The sequence below is a fragment of the Sporocytophaga myxococcoides genome, assembly GCF_000775915.1.
Classification (GTDB): domain Bacteria; phylum Bacteroidota; class Bacteroidia; order Cytophagales; family Cytophagaceae; genus Sporocytophaga; species Sporocytophaga myxococcoides_A.
In genome coordinates this window covers 262,883-285,826 of record NZ_BBLT01000006.1, presented here as the reverse complement: position 1 = coordinate 285,826, position 22,944 = coordinate 262,883, and the positions used below count along the sequence as shown (strand labels likewise).

Sequence of the window (22,944 nt, the reverse complement as noted above, 5' to 3'; positions counted from 1 at the left end):
AGATCGTTCCTGTAATCTTCAGCCTGATAGTAATTATCGGGCAGGTTATTATAATGTTGAAATAGTACTATTTAAATAAATATCAGGTATACCGGATCGATTAGAAAAATTTTAACAGACCATCTTATATTTTCTATGAACAGAACATTACGCAGATTATTTATTATTACACTGCTGTTAGTAGTATTTCAGGTTAAAAGTATTCATGCTCAATGGAGTATGACAGAAATGAGTGGAGTTATCACAGCTGGAGAAAATGGAAATATTACAGCGCTTCATTTTTCATCTCTGAGCCGGGGCGCCTTTGCAACAAAAATGGGCGAAATATACCGAACACAAGATGGCGGAGCCACTTGGGCAAAAGCTTATGGACCGAATTTTTATTTATTCCACGACATCCGGTTTACTGAAAAGGGAGACACAGGTTATGCTGTAGGAGCCGGAACAGGTATTCTGCGAACAGTAGACGGAGGTGCTTCCTGGACTTATAAAAATTCCGGAATCAGATTGTCGGGAGAATATGTGAAAGTAGTGGAAAAGATCTTTGTCAAAAATGGAAAAACGGCCTGGGTCGTTGTGGATGATGGCTATATCTATAAAACTGTTGATGCTGGTGAATCATGGAGCAGAACTACCATGTCCATCCCAAGCAGCATGCATTTTGGAGGAAAAGATTCAATTTTTGCTACTATGAATACAGGCTCCGTTTATTTGTCATTAGACAATGGAGATACCTGGACTACATACGGTACACCTGCTCCGGCATGGTCATTTGGCAATATATTTTACAGAGAAGGGAATAATATGATCCTCCACCGGAAAACAAGCGATGGAGCGGTAGTAATGGTAAATAGTCCTGACAAAGTCAACTGGTCAGTAACACCTTATCAACCCTCCTCAGCTTCTGTAACCAATGGAGTATTTTTCAATTTTAATGAAGGTTGGACAACTAGTTCAGCAGGAATTCATTATACCACAAATGGTGGAATCAATTGGACTTTAAGCGATGCGTCTATTAAGTCTTCCGTAATTTATTTTCATGATTTTTCTCACGGCTGGGTAGCTCAGGGATCCAAAATCTACCGGTATGGTGTATTCCCACCAGTTTCCACAGGAAGTATTACAGAACCCCTTTCAGGATCAACAGTATATACCGGGCAAACAATTTATTTTAAATGGAAAATTGAAAATACCTCTGCTGTCACCATTGAGTATTCTGACAACAATGGTTACACCTGGAATGTCATAGCAGCGGATTTGTCTGCTGATAATGCGAGAAAACAGGCTTTGGTAGAAGGTCAGTATGCCTGGACTGTCCCTTCTGACCTATACAGTATTATAGTAAGGATAAAAGATAAAGAAGGAAAGGAATTGAGTAAAATAAGTCTGAATATAATGGAATCTACAGGTGTAAAAGATCAGCTATCAAATAAAGGTTATCATTTTGACCTTCAGAACAAAGAGCTGCGCATGGATAAGCCTTTTACTGGCAGTGTCGAAGTTTATGATATAAATGGAAAGGTATATATGCACCATCAGGAATCCAGTTCTGATAAGATCAACTTCAGAGAACTTACAAGTGGTTTCTATCTGATAAGATTGGTCAATGATGAAGGGGAAAGGATCTGGAAGGTTGCTTTTTAGATCTGTTTTTTTAAATGTTTAAGTATAAAATGAAAGGAACAATATGATATCATCTATTAAAAAAATAATCTTTATCCTTATTTTATTTTTGGTTATTACAGATACAATAGCTCAGGATAAATTTCCTCTTGCCTGGAAAGCAGATCATGGATTTAAAGCCACTTTATGCAGAACCTGGGATGACTATGGAACCTATTTTATTGGGGCTAGCGAAAAAGAAATAAGCGTTATAGGAAAAGAAGGTAAGAGCTTGTGGAGATTCAAATTTCAGGAAAAAGGTTTCAAGGAAGCAAAGGAAGTATGGTATTACAATAACGGAGTCGTGGAAGTGACATACAAACCTGTCGAAAAGAAAAGTCAGGAAGAGATTGTCGTATTATATGACGTTCAGAATGGAAATGAATTGTGGAAAACCGGCAATGATGAAAACAAATTTAAAGAACTAATCAAGCCTAAACCCCAGGAGAATCCAGTGGATAATTCTATACCATTGGCTTCGCTTCCTTTGAAAAAGGTATATGGAACTAAAATAAGAAGGGATATTAACGTAACTACTGCAGACTATGGTTCATTCGTTGTATACAGACCCGGGGTACCTTTTACCTGGGGAAAAGAAGTAAACTCTGAAATTTATATTCCTGAAAAAAGTATTGAGGTAAATCTGAATTATAAAAGGAAACTGCTCAGGGCTGCTATAGGAAAAACAACAGTAATAAATGTTTCTGCAAATAAAGGAGGAACTCAGTTATGGTCATCAGAGCTGAAGGTGAAAATAGTAAGTACAATTGTTTCAGATGAGGATATGATAGACTTCTTTGTTTCACAGAACAAAGTGTTTGTAGTGTATGAAGGAATTTCGGTACTGGATCTTTCCACAGGTAAATTATTGTGGACTTCCGACTTTAATAATTCTGAAGTAAGTGTCGGATTAAAGGCAAGGCAGGAGTTAAGCATTGCTGATATGCCTTTGGTGACAGATGACGGCGTTTATATTGCAGACCTGACTTCGGAAACTTATGGTATTAAGAAATGTGATCTGGAAACAGGCAACGTGTTGTGGAAATCTCCAAAGTATTCTTCTTCTGATGTGATTCCCTTTGTTACAATTCAGGGAGGTGTTGTGCTGGCTAAATTCGGTGGAATCATCAATGTTCAGTCGGTGATTACTAATCCTAATAATGGAGCGGAAACATACAAAACGGAGTTTAAGATGCGTGGAAAGGCTGGAATAAAGGCTTTTGACAGCAAAACCGGAAAGGTATTGTGGGATGAAAAGAAATTGGGAGATAAGATTGATTTCATATCGGACCTGATTCAGGATAATGGTAAGGTAAGCTTCTTCAGCGATAAGGCTTTTTACACCATAGATCTTAAATCCGGAGATATGTTAAATAAGGTTGTTATTAAAGATCTGAAGGTGGATAAAGCTATTGCGGTATGGAGTAGTGATGATGGGAAACTGGCTTATGCAGTATATGACAATGGAGTTTTTGCTGTGGATCTTGCATCCGGAAAAACAAAATATGAGCTTAAGGTCAGTGATGTAAATGGAGTGTTCAAAAGGGGGAACAGATATTTTCTTCAGATAGGAGAAGATCTGAATAAGCTGGTCTCATTTGATCTTGAAGAAGGAAAGCTGAAAGGCAAGATGGATGATGCCTACAAACGAAATGTTACAGTGGACGGGCAAAGTGTCATTAAACTTAACTGGGGAGAAATTGAAAAATACACTGTGAAATAAGGTCTTTTTATCTGGGGAATATTTTTTACGGATGAATTTGATAAAGGTTCATCTTCATTTTTGGTTACTCAACAGAAGCCTGGCCTTGTAGCCCTGGCTTCTGTTGTTTTTAATATATCGATGAGAATTGCCGCTAAAAGCAAGGCATCACCTCCCCGGACGGAATCTTTCCAAAAGTGATGTATTGAATAATAATAGGTAACTTTTAATAGGAATCGTGTTGAAAAGAAAGAGTTTCAAACTTTCATCAAATTGATATCTTTCCCTTAACCATTCATCTGATTTAAACTTTTAAGCATCTTGTTTAATCGCTCTATCCTTGTTGCCCTATTGTCTTCGCTAAACGTTTCCAATAGCAATGGAAGAAGTTCCCTTTTAATAGCTGTCTGAGCTAATGCTTTTAAATTTGAATCCAGCTTCCCTTCCAAAGCAAACTGAGCATAGGCGACCGCAATAATAGCATTGTCCATGCCGATGAGATAACCGTCTGCAGATACTCCAGTTACATTTTCCAATAACTCTTTAAACTGATTATCGTCCGGCTCATCTTCCAGTTCAGAAGCCATTTCCTTAAGCTGTTCTGCAAGCATATTTCCGGAAAACGGACCGTTGTCGACGTCCCTCTTTTGATTGATATAATCCTGAACTTTTGCCGGACTTAACTCTGTCAGGTCAAAATATGGGAAGTCCCACTCATTAAGTAGTTTTTCTAGGTATTTTAATGGACTTACATCTTTATTTTTTTTCCTCCACTTCCAAAATCCATAAGAAGCCTCCGCCCCATCATCATTGCCAAACGGGCTGGTTTCTTCTTCTTCACTCCAGTAAAAGTCTTCTGTTAAAAGTTTTTTTGCATTTGGATGTGAGGTTTCAGGGGTAAATTCGAAATCTTCCATGTGTTAAGGTTTTATTAGATTCGGATATATTAAGAATACTCTTAGAGGATCCATGTTGTTTAGAGTATTCGTAAATGTTATTGTATAAATTTTGTAAAGAACCTACCTGTTTTCAGGTTAATTGTTTGAATTCAGTAGATTGATTGGTTTTATAATCCCTCTTGATAAAGGGAATGTTAAATTTTGTCAATTCCATCAATGCCTTCATATAGCTTTTAAAGGTCATAATACCTGAAATAAAACCTCACAACCGATGATACTATTATATTCCCAAATGGGAACATATGGCAAATCTCTGAATTGTTATTTGTTTAATTTTTTATTCTGAGAGTAAAATATGTGTGATTTCTCTCTTTATTGATAGTGAGATACCAAGAGCGGTGTTTATATGAGATAATTTTATTTGGTAAAAAAGAAATTAAGTCCGGCACTTACAGCTTGCCTATCTGTTTTGTAGATTGCTTTGGCTCCTATAAATGGTTCAATATAAAATCTGTCGCTTAACTTCCTCGAATATTTTACTCCTGCTTCTATACTTACCTTTGTTTCCTTGTCTGGAATATGCTCTACTCCCCATGGGCTGAGATAAAACCCAAGTCTGCTTTTGCTTGTGGGATATGAGTATAAGATAAAGCTTTCAGGTATCAGCATTCCGATCAGGCCCAAAACTCCCAATCCTGTATTTTTACTATCTTTCAATAGGTACAAACCTATTACCTGCCCTGCTCCTGTGTATGCATAGAATTGATTGGAAGAGGTAGCCCCTATTCTTCCTGTATAGGAAACACCCATTCTTGGCCCTGATGCTTCCAGGATAAATCCTCCGGCGTTAGTATTGTAACTTTCGATGTAATTGGAGTGGTGAAAATGTGCTCCGAATTTTACAACTGGTTCACCTATAAATTTTTCATAATTAGCCTCATTCTGTGATTGTGCGTGTGCTTTAATAAAAGTCAGGCACATCAGAGCACATGACAACATAAAGTACTTTTTCATTATAATATTCTTATGATTAAAAATTTGAATTAAAAAGTGTTAATTTGTTAAAAATCAGTATTCTGATTTAAATTCTATTGCTTAACTTTTAGTTTAATTTGAGTTTTAATTTTTAATATTTTTCTGTCACACCAATAATTACGCCAAAATTTCCATCTGTCTGAATCCAGTTCTTCTCAGGTATATAGGCTCTTGAAACAAAACCATCCAGGTATAGTGCATTTTTGCATCCTTCATCTTTAAAATATTGAGCAAAATCATAAAAGTTAATTTCATTTTTAGATAGTGCGAAGAGAATATTCCCGTCAGGTAGAATTCCTACTCCGTTTCTGATATTAAGATTTTTGGAGCCCTTCTGAAGGGCAGGATGAATCTGACCATCTATAACCAGCATGGGGCCGGATTGTGTTGCATATCTGACATCTTTTGAATTAAATACTGAAGTTTGTGAGAGATGTGCTTTATTGTTATCCGTGATATAAAAAATTCCGTTTGGTTTCAAATAGAAATTACCTTTACCAGAGCTGGTATCTAGTCGGGAAAGTACTTTACCTTCTTCTATATACAAACCCTGAGGAGAGTTGTCTTTTTGGTACATACCTCCATTCATTGCAAACACTAGTTTATGATGACTTCTATCAACTAATAACTTAAGTTTTTGTAAACTTCTGATAATATTTCCATCGTTATCTTTCCAGTAGAATTTCAGATCTGCTTTCTTTAAATCAATCTTATAAGAAATAATATCATTTTCATATCCCTTGAATCCATATATGCATAGCAATGCTGCCAAAATATACCCAAAGAGTAGTAATCGAAACAAAGCTTTGATATTTTTCATAAAAAAATATTATTAATATGGAAAAATCTATCTCCTTTATGAATTTTGAACATCATATTATTTCCTCAAATAGCAATATAGTTAAAAATCTACAACCTTTTGGTATCCAAAAGAATTGCGTTTAAAAATATCAGATGATACAGAGGGTGCGTTTATAATTAAAACAATTTAACCGAATTATATGTCCATAACCTTTGCTGATAAAGTGATTGATTTCAATCGGCATTTAAAGTTTGAAGGTTCATTGCCAAATGGGTTTCATGTATTAAATCCTTATATGGATAATCCAGAAACAATGGATGTTATGAAGCAATTTTATTATAAGTATTACAACGATCAGGTTCAACGCAGATTTATTATAGGGATCAATCCCAGCAGGCATGGTGCTGGTGTTACCGGAGTTCCGTTTACTGATACCAAACGGCTGGAAAAAGTTTGTGGAATAGTGATGAATTCCGCATATACACATGAAGTATCTTCTGTATTTATGTATGAAATGATTGCGGAATACGGAGGTGCTGAAGCCTTTTACAAAGACTATTATATTAATTCCCCTTTTCCTTTAGCTATTATCAGACAGACGGAAGATGGAAAATGGCTTAATGCTAATTATTATGACGATTCAGCTCTTTTTGATATGGTAAAAGAGTTTATGATCATGTCTTTGAAAAAGCATATAAGCCTGGGATTAGATACTTCGGAAGTTTACGTATTAGGCATGAAAAATGCAGAGTATATAGGAAAATTGAATAAGGAAGCAAAACTATTTGATCGTATAAAAATCCTAGAGCATCCTCGGTATATACAACAATATAAATCGAAACAAAAGCAATTGTACATCAATAAATATATGCTGGCATTGAAACATGAATGAACCATACTCCCCTATTTTTCTTTATTAAATAGAAGGGTGATTGCAAATGAAAACATTGGAGAAACATACCGTTTATACAATAGGGCATTCTAATCATAGCATTGAAGCGTTTATTGGTATTCTGCAATCCTTTGATATTAAAGTTCTCTGTGATGTACGAAGCTTGCCAGGCTCTCGTAAATTCCCACATTTCAATAAAGAAAATTTAAAAATCTCTTTGGAGAATAACGGAATAAATTACATTCATATGGAAGGATTAGGCGGAAGACGAAAAATGAGAAAAGACTCGAAAAACAACCGATGGCGTAATGAATCTTTTCGCGGATATGCTGATTATATGGAAACAGATGATTTTAAAAATGCAGTATCTGATCTGAAATCTGTCGCATTGAAACACACTACTGCATACATGTGTTCTGAAGCCGTCTGGTGGAGTTGCCATCGATCAATGATATCTGATTATCTGAAGGCAAAAGGCTGGACCGTATTGCATATAATGGCAGCAGGAAAAGTTCAGGAACATCCATATACCTCTCCTGCAATTGTCACTGAAGGCCACATTTCTTATTCCGATGCTACTTTGTTTTAATTTAAAGAGAAAAGGATATGGAAGCAAAATTTAAAGTTGGTGATCATGTAAGCTGGAACTCAGAAGCAGGCAGAGTATCAGGAACAATTACAAAAATACATACAAGTGATTTTGATTACAAAGGCCATGCACGACGAGCCTCGAAAGACGATCCTCAATATGAAGTTAAAAGCAGTAAAACGGGGCATATAGCAGCTCATAAAGGAACTGCTCTTACTAAAGGCTGATAGTAAAGGGCTTTGTTTTATTTTGGTGGTGCATCTAAAAATAATATCATTCCTGCAAAAGATTAATGATTGTGCAGGAATGATATTTAAAATACTTAAAATCAGAGTAACTATCTAGAGTTTAAGCTTCGAAGTTCCTATTTCTTTTTAGGTAAATCTCTTGTCAACCAACCACCTTTCTTAACAGTTGCAATGGAATAAGGAGTCACCCAAAATAAACCGAAGGCATATAAAATACTATATGAGTAGGCCCAAACTGATCCTTTTACATTATATTTCTTAGCATAGAAGATAACGGGAAAACTGGAAAGCATTATTATACTAAAGAGCGTTGAGCTCAAAAACATAAGAGGATGTGTTAATACAAATATCATCATCAGAATTATAAATGGATAAACAGTTATGATATTTAACCATTGATTTAAAAATAAAAGTCTCGTTCCAGTTTTAGATCCATTTCTGAATTTTTTAAAGATAAATTGTGCCATCTCAATATTTTCCCGCACGTTGCTTCTTTCCCATCTGATAAACATTTTATATAAACCTTTATAGGTTTCAGGTACATTGGTAAGCACAATTGCATTTTTTTGAAACAATACCTCATATCCCTGTTGCAAAATCATATTGGTCATAGCTCTGTCTTCACCAATATCTGAAGGTTGTCCCATAAAGGTTTGGTTGATCCAGTTAGGCAAGCAATCCAGCACTGCACCTTTACGGTATGCAGCCAAAGCACCGGGAGTACAAAGCACTGAACCTAATTTGCTCTGTGCAGAGCGCATGAACTCAAAGTTATAAATGAAACTCACGTTTAACATTTTAGGGATGATTGCCTTTGCTTTGTTTAAAACATGCACATTGCCTGCAACCGCACCACAATTTTCATTTGTAATAAATGGACTCACCAGGTTTCGTAAGGTGTCAGGTTTTACTATTGAATCACTATCCACTGTTACAAAAATCTCTCCTGTAGCAAGTTTGAACCCATGATAAAGAGCATGACGTTTTCCTTTATTTTTAGGTTGCTGATATATTTCCAGACGATCACCTAACTGTTCTTTTGCTTTTTTGATCCAATACCATGTATCATCTTTACTTCCATCATCTATGGCAATCAGTTGTAATTTCTTTTCTGGAAAATTGCTATCAGCCAGGCTTAATAAAGTCTGCCAAACCTGCTTTCCTTCATTATAGGCAGGAACAATTACGGTACAGGTTGGTAACTGGTCATCTGATACAGATTGAATAGGTTTGTATCCTAAGTACAGAAACAAATGATAAAGAAAAAAAATGATTCTGTATAAAAGTAAGGAAGTGGTTATTACAATTAAAGTTAATCCCCAAAAAGAGTTCATTCTCTCCGTATGAATCTTTTCAAAATCAGATTGTAAAATATATACTCCGAAAGCTCCTATACTCAACAATACTATTGTACATATTCTTACTAATGTAGCTTTGGAGATACCACTAAAGTTCTTCTTTACATAAGAAAATAAGCCTATTTGAGGAAATGTGCTGTAACCAGGTAATACAAAACCGGCTAAATTATTATTCACCTCTCTGTTAACTGATTCTTTTTTTGAAGAATGTAGATGAGGCTGAGTTAGAATAGGTTCCTCAGCTGTAGTTCTCATTGATTCAAGCATAATAGATTCTGAATAAATTTACTAAAATAATCCCACTGTGATAATTACGGTGAGAGACATCAAAACAATTACAAGCCTTGTGCCAGCGGGAGTTTAGAGGTGAAACAGAATAAATTAGGTTTTGTGAGGGAAATTTTACTGTGGAGTTTTTCCACAAAATAGGGCGTGCTTCTACAAGCGCTAACCCTCAATAGTCCTCGATATTAAGAGAAATGAATGCGGAACTAAAAGAATGTTTTTAATATCCTTTAATAGCGAATATAAGTGCAGTAGTTCCATTTATCCTGAAACATCCAATCACAGCCTTGCAACGCTTTACTGTTTCAGTAAGGTATTGATAGGTCAAAAAGATTTTACATCGGGTGGATTTTGTTAGAGTATGAAAGATGAGTGTAATTGAAATATCAATATAAGCAAATTGTAGAGTGGATAAAGAAAAGTCACACACAAATAATGAACAAACATTACTTAAAAAGAATAGCTTCGTTAGTTGCTTTTTTCTCGTCTGAGAAGTGGAGTAACTACTATGGTAAGTTCAGTAGGAATAATCAGAGCAGGATCTTGATAGAACCATGCCCAATTAAGTGAATGTTAAAATAGTATAAAATCATTGACAGTTAAAAATAAGAAGTCCAAGATAGTTATAACATTAAAGACAGATTACTTAATTTCTTTTATCATTCTATTTAATAGGATACTGTCAGGTATTTATTTGTAACAACCCGATTTATATTACTACAATACTATTGAACTTTAAGGTAATTGATACAATAGGATCAGGCCAGTCATATACTTCAATCACTACCTCTGATCTTCCGGAAGTTATTTATATTATTGAAGTATTGGATAAAAATATAGTCGTATTTGCAAAAAGAAGTTTCGTAAGAAATTATAAAAGTAAATGGGAGATTAAAGCACTTTATAGCCCAATCTCCAATCCTGCTAAACAACTTTAATCCTGATATACTATACCTTTAAGCTGAGTAAGTGTATTTAAAGGGCCATCAACCAGAAATAAATTTACAATAGCAACAGGAATATTTCCTCCCGGATCTCCTTTAAACTGATGGATAACTTCTGTTGTATGTTCATTAATTTTTCTTAATTGCCATCCCCCTTCAGATATAGGCATTCTCACGATATCTTCTACTTCCTTTATGGCAACTGCATTTCGAGTAATTTGGATAGTTATAAGGTCATTTATATGTGTTGCAGATAGATTTATTACAGCATCCCTGTTTTTAAAAGGAAACGGCATGCTATATTCCATATGCATGGTCACGGTGTTACCCTGCAAGCCAATTTGTTCAGCTCTCTTGCAATGGTCATACCATTCAGGATACGTTTTAGTATTCAAAAGAATTTTTTCGATCACATACATATTGGCTTCGAAAATTGTTACTGCCTTAAATTCTTTTATAGGAGAATCTTTACCTTCCCGTGTATAAACTTTAATTCCATTTTTTTCTTTAGCAAGCGTCCAGTCCTGAGCAAAAGCGCTCAAAAAGAACAACAGAAAAAATAGGATCATAAGCCCTGCAAAATTATATCTTATATTCATAATCAATAAGTTTAAAAGTTACAAAATCATAATTAGTAAAATTAGTTTTGTATCGCTTTTCTGGCCTGCCAGATATTAATTCCAGCCAACAAAAGAAAAGCTAAAGGAATAAAAGGAGGTTTTATTTTAAGCGGAAGCACGTCTGATGGCACAGCAGGATGCATATGTACATAAGTTCCCATGGCCATCATAAATATTACCAAGACAGATGACAGGATTACTATAAAGCTATAAGAACTCTTGCGATGGTCAGCCCAAAATGCAGCATATACCAAAAGTACTCCTACAACTATTTCTCCAGCGATACCCAACAGGTAGGCATTATTGCCCATGCCACTGTTTTCTATTTGTGTTGTATACCATGACTTAAACGGATCAATAAATTTTAATACTCCGAACATGAACATGGAAATTCCAAGGAATGCATTGATTGAGAGAAGCTTTTTCATAATTATTAATTTTGTCTAGTAGTGTTAATAGTAAGACAAAACTAATAATGCCCCTTTGAAAAAATCAGGACAAAAAAATCAAAAATCAGGATTTTATAACCAGTTATACAGACCTGGGCGGCATTCCAAACTTTCGTTTAAATAATCTTGAAAAATATCCCGGATCATTAAATCCAAGATCATAAGCAATCTGACTTAATGGTACTTTAGATAACTTCAGAAGCTCTTTTGCTCTATCCAATCGCTTGTTATTAATATAATTGACAGGGCTGTCATTATAAACCTCCTTAAAATTTCGGGTAAAAGTAGAATGACTCATGTTACATAATTTTGCCAGCTCAGTAACAGGAATACCAGTGTAAAGATGACTTTCTATTACCTCCTTTAAAGTAACAGATCTAGGATTAAACAACATAGAAAATATTTCCAAAACTGATTCTGCATAATTTGTTTGAACCAAAATTAAAATCAATTCTTTAAGTTTTAATTCAAGAAGTTCCTGATTTACTAACCCGGGAGATTCAAAGTAAAAGTCAAGGCTTTCAATAAATTTTGAAAGTGTAAGATCAGGAATAATTTTTCTTGCAAAGTCGCCCTCCTTTTTCTGAACAATATAAGACGGCAATTCATTTTTGTAGATATTCTTTAATATATCCAGATGAAGATGGATTGCATATACCTGAAACGGCAATTGTACAGAATCTTTCAGCCACTCAACAAAATAACTTCCACACCTTAGCAATACAGCTTCTTTAGATTGAATCTGTACCTTTTGATTCGGAGAATGTAAAAAAGTCTCCTCACCTGTCACGTAAAGAAAACATCCTTCTTCTTCAAATATAGCCTGATACCTAAATGGTGGATTTATAAGTAATTTTTCAATTACAGTTTTATTTCCTATTGAAAAGGTCTTGCGTTCTATAATCATTGCAGGAAAGATGAAAAATTAAATCAACAGAACAAAATGAATATTCAGAGTAAGGTTTTTAATTTTCTGAATATATATAGATTTACAGCATACTCATTAAGAACCTTACTCAAATATTTTCATCTTAATCAAATGATACCTAAATCTGTGCTGTAGGGTCTTTCCTCTATGTTTAATAGAAACCTCTTTCATTTCCTATTATAAAAGATATTCAATACCAGCATTAAATCTGCAGATTAGAATTAATAATGTAACAATCTGTATCATATCAGTTAACAAACGTAAGAAACTCTTCTTTCGGTGTTCTCCATTTTTTAAGATTCACCAACCAGTCATTAGCTTCATCTCTGTAACCAACAGGTAGTATAACAACACTTTTTAGTCCTAGCTCATTAAGGCAAAGGAATTCATCTAATTTAACATTATCAAATCCTTCCATTGGAGTAGCGTCTACTTTTTGTTCTGCCGCAGCTGCAATAGCCAACCCAAATGATATGTATGCCTGTTTGGCGCAACGATTTTCCTGCCATTCTTTCCCTAATGGCTCATATATTCCCAGGAGCATTTTTTGATAATCTTCATATGTGTTATCAGGCAAACCACGTTCTCTTGATGTTTTTAAGAAAACATCACCAACCCTATCAGCTGAATAGCTATCCCAGGCAGCCCAGACAAGCAAGTGAGAGCAATCCGTAATCTGACTTTGATTGAAAGAAAATTCTCTGATTACCTCAAGCTTTTTTTTGTCGCTGATTACAAAAATCTTATAAGGCTGAAGTCCTGATGATGAAGGTGCATACCTTGCTGCCTCCAGAATATAGTCTAGCTTTTCTTGCGGAACCTGCTGCCCGTTCATCTTTTTTGCAGCATACCGCCATTTTAAGTTTTCTAACAGAGTCATCATATAAATTTTTAAATGTTGATGCTGTAAAACTAGGATGAATTTGTTTAATTTGGTAACGAAGTATCAAAAAGTAACAGTAACCTTTAAGTAACCAGGTAACTTATGACGATAAAGAAATGTCCGGATGGTGAGTGCAAAAAGCAGATAATGGCTGTTCATGATGCAATGGACGTATTAACCGGTAAATGGAAAATATCCATCATCGCAGTTCTGTGCTATCATAATAAAAGAAGATTCTCTGATATTTTAAAAGACGTAAATGGAATATCCAATAAGATGTTGAGTAAGGAACTCAAAGAGATGGAACAAAATAAACTTATTAAAAGAACTGTACTGGACACTCAGCCTGTTACAGTTCATTATGAACTCACTGAATATGGTCAGAAACTACAATCTGTAATTAAAAATTTATCTGACTGGGGAATTGAACATCGCAAAGAAATTATGGGCAAGTGATTGTAATAGCTGTATCGCTACTGGTATCATTATTCTTTGGAATAATCCCTGTCCATATATGAAGTTTGTACTTTTGAATCATATATCAACAAAGCCCTTCGAACAATCCGAAGGGCTTTGTTTAATTGATGAGGTGGATCGCCTTAATTTTTAGTAAATCTAATACTTTCACCTTTATCTGTCTGAAGCATGTAAACTCCAGTGTTTAAGTTCGAAACATCAACAGTAACCGTTCCTGCAGGAGCAATATATGTTTCTAATTGCTCTCCAAATATCGATAAGATTTTTATCTGTCCAGCCTCTTTTAATTCAACATATAATGTTGAATTTGTCGGATTAGGATATAGATTGGACACCTTTGACAAACCTTTTTTATAAAGTGAAGTGATGACCACACTTTTTGCATCAGACTTAGCAGAGCAGCCATTGTCATTAGTTACCAGCACGCTATAATCCCCATCTTCAGTGAATTCATAAGTTTCAGCAACTTCGTTTGTCAAGGCTATCCCATCTTTAAACCATTGATACGACTGATACTCTTCTTCTGTAGTTAAGATTGTTCCATTCTGAATTATACCAGGTTGCGGGAGGTCATTTACTGTTATGACAAGAGTATCGGCTCCCATACATCCAATCCAGTCTCCTACTGTTAGCACATAGGTGCTTGTTACCTCAGGACTGTCTGTAAAGGTAGATGGCCCAAACATAAAATCTCCGGATTTTATAGCTTTATTGTTCTGAAAAATTGTATAGTTTACATTTTCAAAACCTCCGAATACAACCGCCTCTCCTTTACAAATTTCTGTAAGATCAGAAGTCAATTTAGCCACAGGTCTTTTATCGACATCCACCCTCATTTCTGTTCTGGAAGATGGACAATGCCCTTCACCTTCATAAGCAGCATAAAAACTAGTAGATGCCTTAACACCAGGAATAAAGACTGTTGCCCCTGAAGCTACCGGATCACCACCGGTAATTTTAGCATACCAATTGGTTGTTAAATATTCATGCTCCTCCACCGCTAGCTTTACTGTACCACTATCACAAAGATTTACATCATTGTAATCATGCATTTTAAGAATAGGTTTGCCTGCTTTTGGTTTTACATTTACTGTTACAGAAACCATATTTGACAAACAAGCAGACCCGCCGGACTGAATGTAAAAAATAGTAGTTGATGTTAACTGTGGAGTGGTAAAAACATCATTGAAAGTCAACGACTCTCCTCCAGCATCGGTAGCATATACTTTTACATTTGATGAAAAGTTTAAAATGGTACTTTCTCCTGCACATATAGGATTGGTAGCAACTGTAGCAACAGGATCTGGCAGGCATTTAAGATTATATAATTCCTCAACTTCTGCTCCCGTAATTGCTCGGTCATATATAAACAAATCATCTATCTTGAAACCTTTAGATGTAAATGATTGAGTTCTTCCTATTCTGCTGACAAGATTTGTTCCGGTATTGAAATTGAAGTCTCCCTCAAGTTTTTTAACGCCATTAATATAAGTAATAAGTTTTCCTTGTGCATAGGTAACCACAACATGTCTCCATGTAGTGCTTGATCCAGCACTGGGGAATATATAATTTGCTCCATCACCAACAGACATAGTACCATTGCTATTGTTATGGGTTATAAAAAATCCACTACCTGTTGAGCCATAATTAAACAAATAATAGCTTCCGGAAGTGGCTGATATCTGAAACCAAAACGCTATCGATCTTGCAGCATTTCCTGAAGGTAAATTTGGAATTCCGGCATTGTCAATTATATCTGCATCATTTTGCACATAGTAACTTGTCTGCCCTATATAAAATCTATTGTCTGAATAGTTAGATCCACCCTGAATGGTATGAGTGGATGCTGCATTGCTTAAAGAACCATTAAACTGATAATAATGAAGTAATCCTTCTTGCGGTTGTGCCTTTGCTTTCTCGATAAAGCAACATGCACCAATCAGTACTAATCCCAAAAAAGGTTTATACAAAAACTGTAAGTACTTGTTTCTCATATATTTTTAACTATTTAAATTTATTTATTAAAAGCCTCAAAGGATTAATCTCTTTATAATTAAAGAGACCGCTATCTAGCGATCTCTCCTTTAATAACTTACAACAAACTTACTAGCTTTTCCAGCCCCAGTAGTAACATAATAAATGCCTGGAGAAAAACTTTTTAAAGAAACAGTATTTACTCCAATTACCCCTTTTTCTGTAAAGACAACTTCACCTAATAAATTAGCTATAGAAAACTCGGTATTCTGGGAAAGCATAATATTCAACTCTTCCACAGCAGGATTGGGATAGATACTACTTACATAACCTGAGAACTCCTGACCAATGGAAGTAGTAGATACAATCGGAGGATTATTTTCACCATATTTTGCCAGGAAGGCCTGGGCTCTGGAGTAACTTCCTGCTTTTGCTCCGACATAGACAAAACTGTTGGAAGGAATAACTTTCATATCAGTCACTGTACAATACGAAGAATCCGATACAAATTTCCACTTCGTATTGGTGCCGTCTTCTTTATCATACGTTAGCATAGTAACCCAATAGTCAAGAGTATAACTACCAATAGAATGTCCTACCATCACATACCCTTCACTGGTTTCACCTACAGCGAAAGGATAATCTCCATCTATTGATCCATATCTGTTTTTCCACTGAATCACACCAGTCTCGTCCAACTTTACAATCCACATATCATACTGACCTGTTGTATAATTAAATTCACCACTATTTGAATTGGATTCACCACATAAAACAAACCCATTATCAGAGGTTTCCAGAATGTCCTTACCCTTGTCGTAATTATTTCCTTCCAGTATTTTTTCCCATAAGATTTCACCAGACTGGCTCAACTTTGCTACCCACATATTGGTAGCATAGTATTGATCAGCATAATAGTTATCCGTAGGTGATTGGTAACCTATGCAAATAAAACCTTTATCAGAGGTTTCCCTTATTTTAGTTACTCTGTCACCTTTAGTATCTCCTGCAACCATGCTCCATTCTATTTCCCCATTTGCATCAAGTTTTAATATCCAGGCATCTTCGTTTCCTTTTGCACCAGTAATATCTCCATCAATTGAATTTGTGTATCCTCCCACGATGCATCCTCCGTCTGATGTGGCACTTACAGAAAATGCATTATCTTCTTTACTTCCTCCATATAATTTCTGCCACAGTATTTCTCCGTTCGTTGAATTTACCTTGGCTACATATAAATCACCTCCACCTTTACTGGAAATATTGGAATTCCTAATAATACTAGAGCTTCCCGCCGCAACAATATTTCCATCCTTTGTTGTTGCAATGGAGTAAAAAGCAGAACTTGAATTACTACCTGAATAATCCTTTCTCCAAAGGGTATCACCATTTATATCCACTTTCACAATCATGGCATTTCTAGTATACTGCCCTTTGGTTGAACCTCCTATAATGTACTTTCCATCATATGTAAGATCTACGGCTTCAAAGTTTTGCTGAGGTTGCGCATAATAGTGATCCCAGGTTAAATCAGGTATTTGGGCGAAACAGAAGTGGCCTGCAGCAATTGCCATTAAACTCAGTAAATGTTTTTTCATTCAATTATAATATAGATTGGTAAGTAACTTTGACTTTTGATTCATTGTGTAATAGACGATTCAGAGGATATTCTAATATAGAATCAACCACAGATATAGAATGGCTGCCTTTATAGGCAGCCATCTCCCCTTTGTGTTAACTGACTATTTTACAACAACCAGTTGACCACTTGTATTATTTCCTGCTAACACGTAGTAAGTTCCTGGAGCAAGACTACTTACATCAATAGTAGACTCGTCGGGAGCAGCCTGTTCCATTAAAACAGTTTCGCCTAATACATTCACGATTCTTATTTCCATAGGTTGAGCTATAGTAACTTTAAACTCTGTTGCGGCAGGATTGGGATATAAAGTTAAAGCATTGGATCTCTTAAGACTGAAGATATTGGTAACACCTTCATTACCGGTTCCTCCGAATTTCATTAAGTATGATCTGAGGGAATTATAAAAAACCTCTGTCTGTACAGCACCTATACCACCCACAAGCATATAGCCATCATCATGCGTTTCAACAACATCAAGCATCTGGTAACCGTAGAATTCACTAGAATTTTGAAGCGTTTTGTTCCAAACCTCTGTTCCTGAATTTGATACTTTTGCCAAAGTAAGAGAAGACATCAGATATACTTTATTCTGACTTGTTCCTATGTATATAAAGTCACCATCTTCTGTTTCTTTAACAGAGAATATTCTGTCAATGCGATTGGTAGCCAGAGCATGTTTCCATTCAACAGTTCCGGATGAGCTTAACTTTATAATCCATCCATCTTCCTCACCTGCATTGGTTGTAAATTCACCATTAGATGATTTGGCAAAGCCACTAAGAATATATCCTCCATCTGAAGTTTGCTGACCAACGTAGCAGTGGTCTTCAATGCTTCCTCCAAATCTTTTATTCCAATCTTCAGTACCGGATGAATCTACTTTTACCACCCACATGTCATTCATAGATGTTCCAAAAAATACATAACCACCGTCTGTCGTTTCCTGAACACTGTATGCATAATCATTAGCGGTGGTTCCATGGTTTTTCTCCCAAAGCAAAACGCCGTCAGCATCAATTTTAAAAATCCATGCATCCTGCACCCCATTATTTGCTGACACATCATCAGTTTTCGAACCTGAACTTCCTCCTACAAGATAGCCTCCATCAGTTGTTGGCCAGATAGCATGTCCATAATCAGACACATTGCCTCCATATCGCTTTGCCCAGATAACATCTCCATTTGAGGTATCCAGTTTCATTACTCCCACATCATAATATCCCTTTGAAGCTGTAAAGTAATCTATTGTTGAAGACTGAATTGAACCTACAACAACCATATTCCCATCAGCATCAATTTTCACTTCCGTTCCATAGTCGTGATTAGGTCCTCCGAAAATTTTTGACCACTTCGTATTACCATAATTATCAATCACGGCCACCATATAATCTCTGTTATTATCAGAAACTTCTCCTACAAATTTATTTCCGGCAATGGCATAACCTCCTGTTGGTAATGGAGCAATAGACTCAATCATTCCAAGGTGTGGAGAATTGAAATGCTTCGTCCAGCGTAAATCAGGGCTTTGGGCAAAACCCAAATTAAATGCAGCTCCAAGTAATGCAGTACTCAGTAAAGATTTCCTCATAATTGAACCATATTTAAATTCTGATTCAATATATGGTATAACATGTCGTAAGGTTTTTATTATTTTCCTAACGGCGATCCAGAATTTCCGAAAGACGTAATCACCTGGATTTGTAGTGACATTAGGATTTTAATGCCAGCTTATCTAAAAATAATTTGCGGTAATTGCGTGCTACTTCAGCACTCTTTCCACTTTTAAAGATGATAGTGCCTCCCTCTGATTTTTTTTTATATGAAGTGATATGTTGTAAACTAACAAGATAAGATCGATGCACCTTTACAAATACATCAAAGGATTGAAGCATATCATCAAAATAAGCCAATGGCTTTGTAATCACTTTATGTACCCCTCCGGTTAAATGGATATAGGAATAGGACCTGTCCGCTTCAATATATTCAATATCATTAATGGGCAGATAATCATATCCATAACTAAGGGGAATACAAAGGGTAGAATTATCTTTAACAGTCAAATTACTCAAAAGCACCTTTAGCCGTTCGAGCGATTCTTTCATCAAAACCTTTTCTCGTATTTTAACCAATGCCTCCTGTAACTCCTGTCCCCGTAAAGGTTTTACCAGGTAATCTATAGCTGAAAGCCTGAAAGCCTGAATAGCATATTGATGAAATGCCGTTACAAAGACCACTTCAAATGTAACTTCTTCTTTTACAAAGTCCTCTAGCAGTTGTAATCCGGATTTACCCGGCATTTCTATGTCAAGAAAGACAACTTCAGGATTCACTGAGCGTATCAGAGATACAGCCTGGTCAACATTCTCTGCTTCACCTGCTATTTCAATATCCTCAGCAAGGTCAGCAAGCATCATCCTCAACAATTCTCTTGCCTGAGGAGCATCATCTACTATAATACATTTCAAAATTTTAATATTATTGTTTGTACATTAAGGTTATGTTTATATTAGTTCCCATCGCACTTCCATCTTTATCCTGTAAATCTTCAGTTTCTACATTTATTTTCAAAACCCCTTCTCTGTTAATCAAATCTATTCGATGCTGAATGGCGCTGGTAGCAAATGATTGCTTTTTATATTGGTTTTGACTTTTAAGCTCTTCTGCTTTCTTTCGACCTATCCCGTTATCTGATATTTGAATCAGAAGCGTATCATTTTCAGTTTCCCTTACTGAAAGGGTTAGTCTTTTAGTTCCTTTTTTTGCCCTGAAGCCATGCTTGAAAGAGTTTTCTATAAAGGGTTGTAAAAGCAAAGTTGGAAACTTCAAGTGATTCAAATCAAGGGTTTCGTCAACATTAAACAAACAGGTAAAATCTTCTGCCACCATCATCGCTTCTAAATCTATATAGAGCCGTAAGATTTTCAATTCGTTCCCAAGCGATGTATATTGAACACTACTCATTTCTAATACAGTACGCACCAGATGAGAAAAATCATCCAGATAGATTAATGCCTTTTCTTTGTCATTCCGATAAATATAACTTTTGATTGAGTTTAGTACATTAAATATGAAGTGCGGATTCATCTGAGCTATAAGGGCGCTCTGCTGAGCAACACGCAATTCATTTTCAAGATGTATGCGCTCAATTTCCTTCTGTTGCCGACGTTTAAGTTGTTGTATTCTGTATTTCAAAAATAGTATTGCTCCTATAGAAAAAATAAGAAGCAGTAGCAATGTAAACCACCATGTTCTCCAGAAAGGCGGGTTTATATACCCTTGAAGAACTATATGCTCTGATGAGTTCCCATCAAAACAATCAAGCACTTTCAGTTCTACAATAAATGATCCGGAAGGAATATTCTGTAATTCAATTTTATCAATGTTTCCAGGGAGGATTACCCAGGATGTGTCAATATTCTTTATGCGATAGGCATACTGAAATTTTCCCTGACACCTGTACAAAACTGCTTCCGGATATAAGACAAGTGGCTGTCCGAATTTTAACTTCAGATTTAAATAATTTGAAGTAACCTCCTCATCTATAATAACTTTTTGTAGATATACTTTTGCTGATGCTTCGATTCTGTCATTTCTTTCCTCAATGGGCATCATTTGAAGCCCTTTACCAGTGCAAAGCCAAATGATATTGTTGACTATTAAAAGATCCTGAATATTATCTGATGCGATTCCTGATAGTACATTAAGGCTTTTCCATTTAAGAATGTTTAAATCAAATGACCATAGTCCCTGGTTCGTGGCAACATACAAACAATTTTCGTAATATTTAATTTTTACTGCCAATACCCCCTGAGGCAAATGTGCTATGGAATCGACTAACTTGTCTTTATCAACTTGGAAGACTGATCCGTTAAAAGTAATAAGAAAAAGTTGTTGATGTAAAGTGTCGGCATCTATCGCTATTATCTGATGTCCAGCTAATAGAGTATCATTCACTGCCCATTTTCTTCTATTTTTATCAAGTTGCAGCAAACCATCATTTGATGCTACCCATATTTGTCCAGCATTTTTGGCATGCACAATATCTCTTGCCCAGGAGTTATTAAGAAGTATATTGTTTAAATAGGTTCCATGTGAACTAGCAAGGAATATATCTTCACCTATTCTGTATCTGACTTTAATAGCTTCAACCTGGCTTATGCTTGATTTTAGTTTTTCATCCTTTAGTCCAAACATGTGATTGTTTTGATTGAACCAAAGTGTTCGTTCATTAAAATCGAAATCCAGACTTTGAATATCAGCGCTAATGCCAGTGTTATAGGTTTTTAATGTATGGTTAAATACGTTTAGCTTTCCCAGCATTCCACTTGTTGAAGTAAAATAGATGTAATTTTTATCAGTTACAATCTTTGACAACCTATCATTTGAGAATAAGCCGTACTCCTTGTTCCACACAAGAAAGCTTAGATTAGGAACTCTCAATATCCCTTCTTGTAGTGTAGTAAACCAATAATTTCCATCCCTATCCCGTATACAATCTGAAAATGCAATTTCAGGATAATATAGAGCAGATGAATCCTTTCTTAAATCGTAGCTGATTAATCCCTTATATGTACATATCCATAATTTCCCATCGTCCAATGCTCTTACAGCATTGATTTTTCTATTATAGAGAAGAGAACGTATTTTTTTTGAGCGCAATATTTCCAAAGTATCGCCTGCATACAGATATATGATATTACCATCCTTGGAAAATATCCACAGCGTATCATTATAGACTACCAGATCATGTTTTCTGGGAGATGCTGTATTAAAATATGGATGCTCAAATAAGTGTACACCAGTGTAATTTTGTTTACCAATACCTTCCGGGCTAATAAAAAAGAGTTCACCTTGATTAGATATTCTGGATGCTTTGGCTACAGGGCGATTCTTATCCTGTTTAGAAGTTTTATCTGATTGATAAATAAGTTTCCACTCCTTATTCTTTTCATTATATGAGGAGATTCCATCCAAATGGCTTGCATATATATTACCCTTGGCATCAGAGGTTAGATTGATGATATCAACGAGTCCTGGATTGACTAATTCTTTAAGACTATCTCCTTCTATATAAAATGTTTGAGATTTAAAATTGAAGCAATAAAGGGTGCCAGATGAAGATAATGTTAAACCTGTAATCGAACGAGACTTTTGTAAGTCTGACCGATAAGGAATATATCTGATGCCGTTAAACTTATACAAACCTGCACCGCAGCCGATCCAAATGAAACCATTCTGATCCTGAAGGATACTATAAACTTCATTAGAAGGCAAACTGCTTTCATTATCATATGCAATATACTGGGGGTATTGTGCATATGACCAGAATGTAATAAGTAAAACTGAACAGAGAATTAAAACAGCTCGCAAAAGAAATCTTTTTTTCGTCCGAAAGGCTAAACTTTAAAACGCAAAACAATAAGAAATTAAGGGATTTTCTTAATATGGAAAACATTATACAATAAAAGACTAAGTAAGGTTTCTCTTCAGATTAATAATTTAAACTGGTAAAAATTATCTCTAAAAGAATATATGAGGAATTTAAATAAAAGCTA

The 22,944-nt window shown here is 35.5% G+C and carries 20 protein-coding genes; 7 read left to right on the top strand and 13 right to left on the bottom strand.

Annotated features, from left to right (window positions below):
- Window positions 1–135 precede the first annotated feature (135 nt).
- Complete coding sequence (locus MYP_RS15615; protein ID WP_045465113.1) at window positions 136–1,644, top strand: YCF48-related protein; 1,509 nt, start codon at window positions 136–138, stop codon at window positions 1,642–1,644.
- Window positions 1,645–1,687: 43 nt separating this feature from the next.
- Window positions 1,688–3,385 (top strand): outer membrane protein assembly factor BamB family protein, encoded by a 1,698-nt coding sequence (locus MYP_RS15610; RefSeq protein WP_045465111.1) that lies wholly within the window; start codon window positions 1,688–1,690, stop codon window positions 3,383–3,385.
- A gap of 266 nt (window positions 3,386–3,651) precedes the next feature.
- Here MYP_RS15610 and MYP_RS15605 read toward each other — a convergent pair whose 3' ends face one another.
- The 3 genes from MYP_RS15605 to MYP_RS15595 form a co-directional block, all read right to left on the bottom strand.
- A complete protein-coding gene (locus tag MYP_RS15605) occupies window positions 3,652–4,281 on the bottom strand; it encodes a hypothetical protein (RefSeq protein WP_045465109.1) in 630 nt (209 codons plus the stop codon).
- A gap of 399 nt (window positions 4,282–4,680) precedes the next feature.
- Entirely contained in the window at window positions 4,681–5,277 is a 597-nt protein-coding gene (locus tag MYP_RS15600) for a hypothetical protein (RefSeq protein ID WP_045465107.1), read from the bottom strand.
- Between the two features lie 112 nt (window positions 5,278–5,389).
- The gene (locus MYP_RS15595) at window positions 5,390–6,118 is read right to left on the bottom strand and encodes a phosphodiester glycosidase family protein (RefSeq protein WP_045465105.1); all 729 of its coding nucleotides are present in this window, start codon (window positions 6,116–6,118) and stop codon (window positions 5,390–5,392) included.
- 181 nt (window positions 6,119–6,299) lie between these two features.
- On the opposite strand from MYP_RS15595, the gene MYP_RS15590 reads away from it, so the two are divergent.
- Genes MYP_RS15590 through MYP_RS15580 form a run of 3 tightly spaced genes read left to right on the top strand, consistent with a single transcriptional unit; the run spans window position 6,300 to window position 7,808 of the window.
- Window positions 6,300–6,992 (top strand): SMUG2 DNA glycosylase family protein, encoded by a 693-nt coding sequence (locus tag MYP_RS15590; RefSeq protein WP_045465103.1) that lies wholly within the window; start codon window positions 6,300–6,302, stop codon window positions 6,990–6,992.
- 46 nt (window positions 6,993–7,038) lie between these two features.
- Window positions 7,039–7,581 (top strand): DUF488 domain-containing protein, encoded by a 543-nt coding sequence (locus MYP_RS15585; protein WP_045465100.1) that lies wholly within the window; start codon window positions 7,039–7,041, stop codon window positions 7,579–7,581.
- 17 nt (window positions 7,582–7,598) lie between these two features.
- A complete protein-coding gene (locus MYP_RS15580) occupies window positions 7,599–7,808 on the top strand; it encodes a DUF2945 domain-containing protein (protein ID WP_045465098.1) in 210 nt (69 codons plus the stop codon).
- Window positions 7,809–7,945: 137 nt separating this feature from the next.
- Here MYP_RS15580 and MYP_RS15575 read toward each other — a convergent pair whose 3' ends face one another.
- A complete protein-coding gene (locus MYP_RS15575) occupies window positions 7,946–9,442 on the bottom strand; it encodes a glycosyltransferase (protein WP_081990552.1) in 1,497 nt (498 codons plus the stop codon).
- A 758-nt stretch (window positions 9,443–10,200) separates the two neighbouring features.
- Here MYP_RS15575 and MYP_RS15570 point away from each other — a divergent pair.
- Window positions 10,201–10,410, top strand: a complete 210-nt coding sequence (locus MYP_RS15570) for a hypothetical protein (RefSeq protein WP_045465095.1) — start codon at window positions 10,201–10,203, stop codon at window positions 10,408–10,410.
- On the opposite strand, the gene MYP_RS15565 is transcribed toward MYP_RS15570, so the two are convergent.
- The 4 genes from MYP_RS15565 to MYP_RS15550 form a co-directional block, all read right to left on the bottom strand.
- Window positions 10,407–11,015 (bottom strand): hypothetical protein, encoded by a 609-nt coding sequence (locus MYP_RS15565; RefSeq protein ID WP_045465093.1) that lies wholly within the window; start codon window positions 11,013–11,015, stop codon window positions 10,407–10,409. The genes MYP_RS15570 and MYP_RS15565 overlap by 4 nt on opposite strands.
- Before the next feature lie 41 nt (window positions 11,016–11,056).
- Window positions 11,057–11,464 (bottom strand): hypothetical protein, encoded by a 408-nt coding sequence (locus MYP_RS15560; RefSeq protein WP_045465091.1) that lies wholly within the window; start codon window positions 11,462–11,464, stop codon window positions 11,057–11,059.
- Between the two features lie 103 nt (window positions 11,465–11,567).
- Entirely contained in the window at window positions 11,568–12,392 is an 825-nt protein-coding gene (locus tag MYP_RS15555) for a helix-turn-helix domain-containing protein (RefSeq protein WP_045465089.1), read from the bottom strand.
- Between the two features lie 268 nt (window positions 12,393–12,660).
- Complete coding sequence (locus MYP_RS15550; protein ID WP_370568879.1) at window positions 12,661–13,296, bottom strand: nitroreductase family protein; 636 nt, start codon at window positions 13,294–13,296, stop codon at window positions 12,661–12,663.
- 102 nt (window positions 13,297–13,398) lie between these two features.
- On the opposite strand from MYP_RS15550, the gene MYP_RS15545 reads away from it, so the two are divergent.
- On the top strand, window positions 13,399–13,752 hold the full coding sequence (locus MYP_RS15545; protein WP_045465085.1) for a winged helix-turn-helix transcriptional regulator: 354 nt from the start codon (window positions 13,399–13,401) through the stop codon (window positions 13,750–13,752).
- A 143-nt stretch (window positions 13,753–13,895) separates the two neighbouring features.
- Here the strand turns inward: MYP_RS15545 and MYP_RS15540 are convergent, their stop codons facing one another.
- From MYP_RS15540 to MYP_RS15520, 5 genes are all read right to left on the bottom strand, one after another.
- Window positions 13,896–15,767, bottom strand: coding sequence for a LamG-like jellyroll fold domain-containing protein (locus MYP_RS15540; protein WP_045465083.1), 1,872 nt, complete (start codon window positions 15,765–15,767; stop codon window positions 13,896–13,898).
- 90 nt (window positions 15,768–15,857) lie between these two features.
- Window positions 15,858–17,345 (bottom strand): T9SS type A sorting domain-containing protein, encoded by a 1,488-nt coding sequence (locus tag MYP_RS15535; RefSeq protein WP_081990543.1) that lies wholly within the window; start codon window positions 17,343–17,345, stop codon window positions 15,858–15,860.
- Window positions 17,346–17,489: 144 nt separating this feature from the next.
- Window positions 17,490–18,977 carry a T9SS type A sorting domain-containing protein gene (locus MYP_RS25205; RefSeq protein WP_052430256.1) on the bottom strand — a complete coding sequence of 496 codons (1,488 nt, stop codon included), beginning with the start codon at window positions 18,975–18,977 and terminating at the stop codon, window positions 17,490–17,492.
- 121 nt (window positions 18,978–19,098) lie between these two features.
- The gene (locus tag MYP_RS15525) at window positions 19,099–19,854 is read right to left on the bottom strand and encodes a LytR/AlgR family response regulator transcription factor (protein ID WP_045465079.1); all 756 of its coding nucleotides are present in this window, start codon (window positions 19,852–19,854) and stop codon (window positions 19,099–19,101) included.
- A 10-nt stretch (window positions 19,855–19,864) separates the two neighbouring features.
- Complete coding sequence (locus MYP_RS15520) at window positions 19,865–22,759, bottom strand: sensor histidine kinase (protein ID WP_045465078.1); 2,895 nt, start codon at window positions 22,757–22,759, stop codon at window positions 19,865–19,867.
- Between the last annotated feature and the right edge of the window lie 185 nt (window positions 22,760–22,944).

Bases quoted from the DNA above. Each gene is read 5' to 3' on its own strand.
- MYP_RS15555 (WP_045465089.1), bottom strand. From the start codon at position 12,392: ATGATTATAGAACGCAAGACCTTTTCAATAGGAAATAAAACTGTAATT.
- MYP_RS15540 (WP_045465083.1), bottom strand. From the start codon at position 15,767: ATGAGAAACAAGTACTTACAGTTTTTGTATAAACCTTTTTTGGGATTA.
- MYP_RS15585 (WP_045465100.1), top strand. From the start codon at position 7,039: ATGAAAACATTGGAGAAACATACCGTTTATACAATAGGGCATTCTAAT.
- MYP_RS25205 (WP_052430256.1), bottom strand. From the start codon at position 18,977: ATGAGGAAATCTTTACTGAGTACTGCATTACTTGGAGCTGCATTTAAT.
- MYP_RS15595 (WP_045465105.1), bottom strand. From the start codon at position 6,118: ATGAAAAATATCAAAGCTTTGTTTCGATTACTACTCTTTGGGTATATT.
- MYP_RS15575 (WP_081990552.1), bottom strand. From the start codon at position 9,442: ATGAGAACTACAGCTGAGGAACCTATTCTAACTCAGCCTCATCTACAT.
- MYP_RS15615 (WP_045465113.1), top strand. From the start codon at position 136: ATGAACAGAACATTACGCAGATTATTTATTATTACACTGCTGTTAGTA.
- MYP_RS15535 (WP_081990543.1), bottom strand. From the start codon at position 17,345: ATGAAAAAACATTTACTGAGTTTAATGGCAATTGCTGCAGGCCACTTC.
- MYP_RS15605 (WP_045465109.1), bottom strand. From the start codon at position 4,281: ATGGAAGATTTCGAATTTACCCCTGAAACCTCACATCCAAATGCAAAA.
- MYP_RS15565 (WP_045465093.1), bottom strand. From the start codon at position 11,015: ATGAATATAAGATATAATTTTGCAGGGCTTATGATCCTATTTTTTCTG.
- MYP_RS15580 (WP_045465098.1), top strand. From the start codon at position 7,599: ATGGAAGCAAAATTTAAAGTTGGTGATCATGTAAGCTGGAACTCAGAA.
- MYP_RS15610 (WP_045465111.1), top strand. From the start codon at position 1,688: ATGATATCATCTATTAAAAAAATAATCTTTATCCTTATTTTATTTTTG.
- MYP_RS15600 (WP_045465107.1), bottom strand. From the start codon at position 5,277: ATGAAAAAGTACTTTATGTTGTCATGTGCTCTGATGTGCCTGACTTTT.
- MYP_RS15560 (WP_045465091.1), bottom strand. From the start codon at position 11,464: ATGAAAAAGCTTCTCTCAATCAATGCATTCCTTGGAATTTCCATGTTC.
- MYP_RS15590 (WP_045465103.1), top strand. From the start codon at position 6,300: ATGTCCATAACCTTTGCTGATAAAGTGATTGATTTCAATCGGCATTTA.
- MYP_RS15545 (WP_045465085.1), top strand. From the start codon at position 13,399: ATGACGATAAAGAAATGTCCGGATGGTGAGTGCAAAAAGCAGATAATG.
- MYP_RS15550 (WP_370568879.1), bottom strand. From the start codon at position 13,296: ATGATGACTCTGTTAGAAAACTTAAAATGGCGGTATGCTGCAAAAAAG.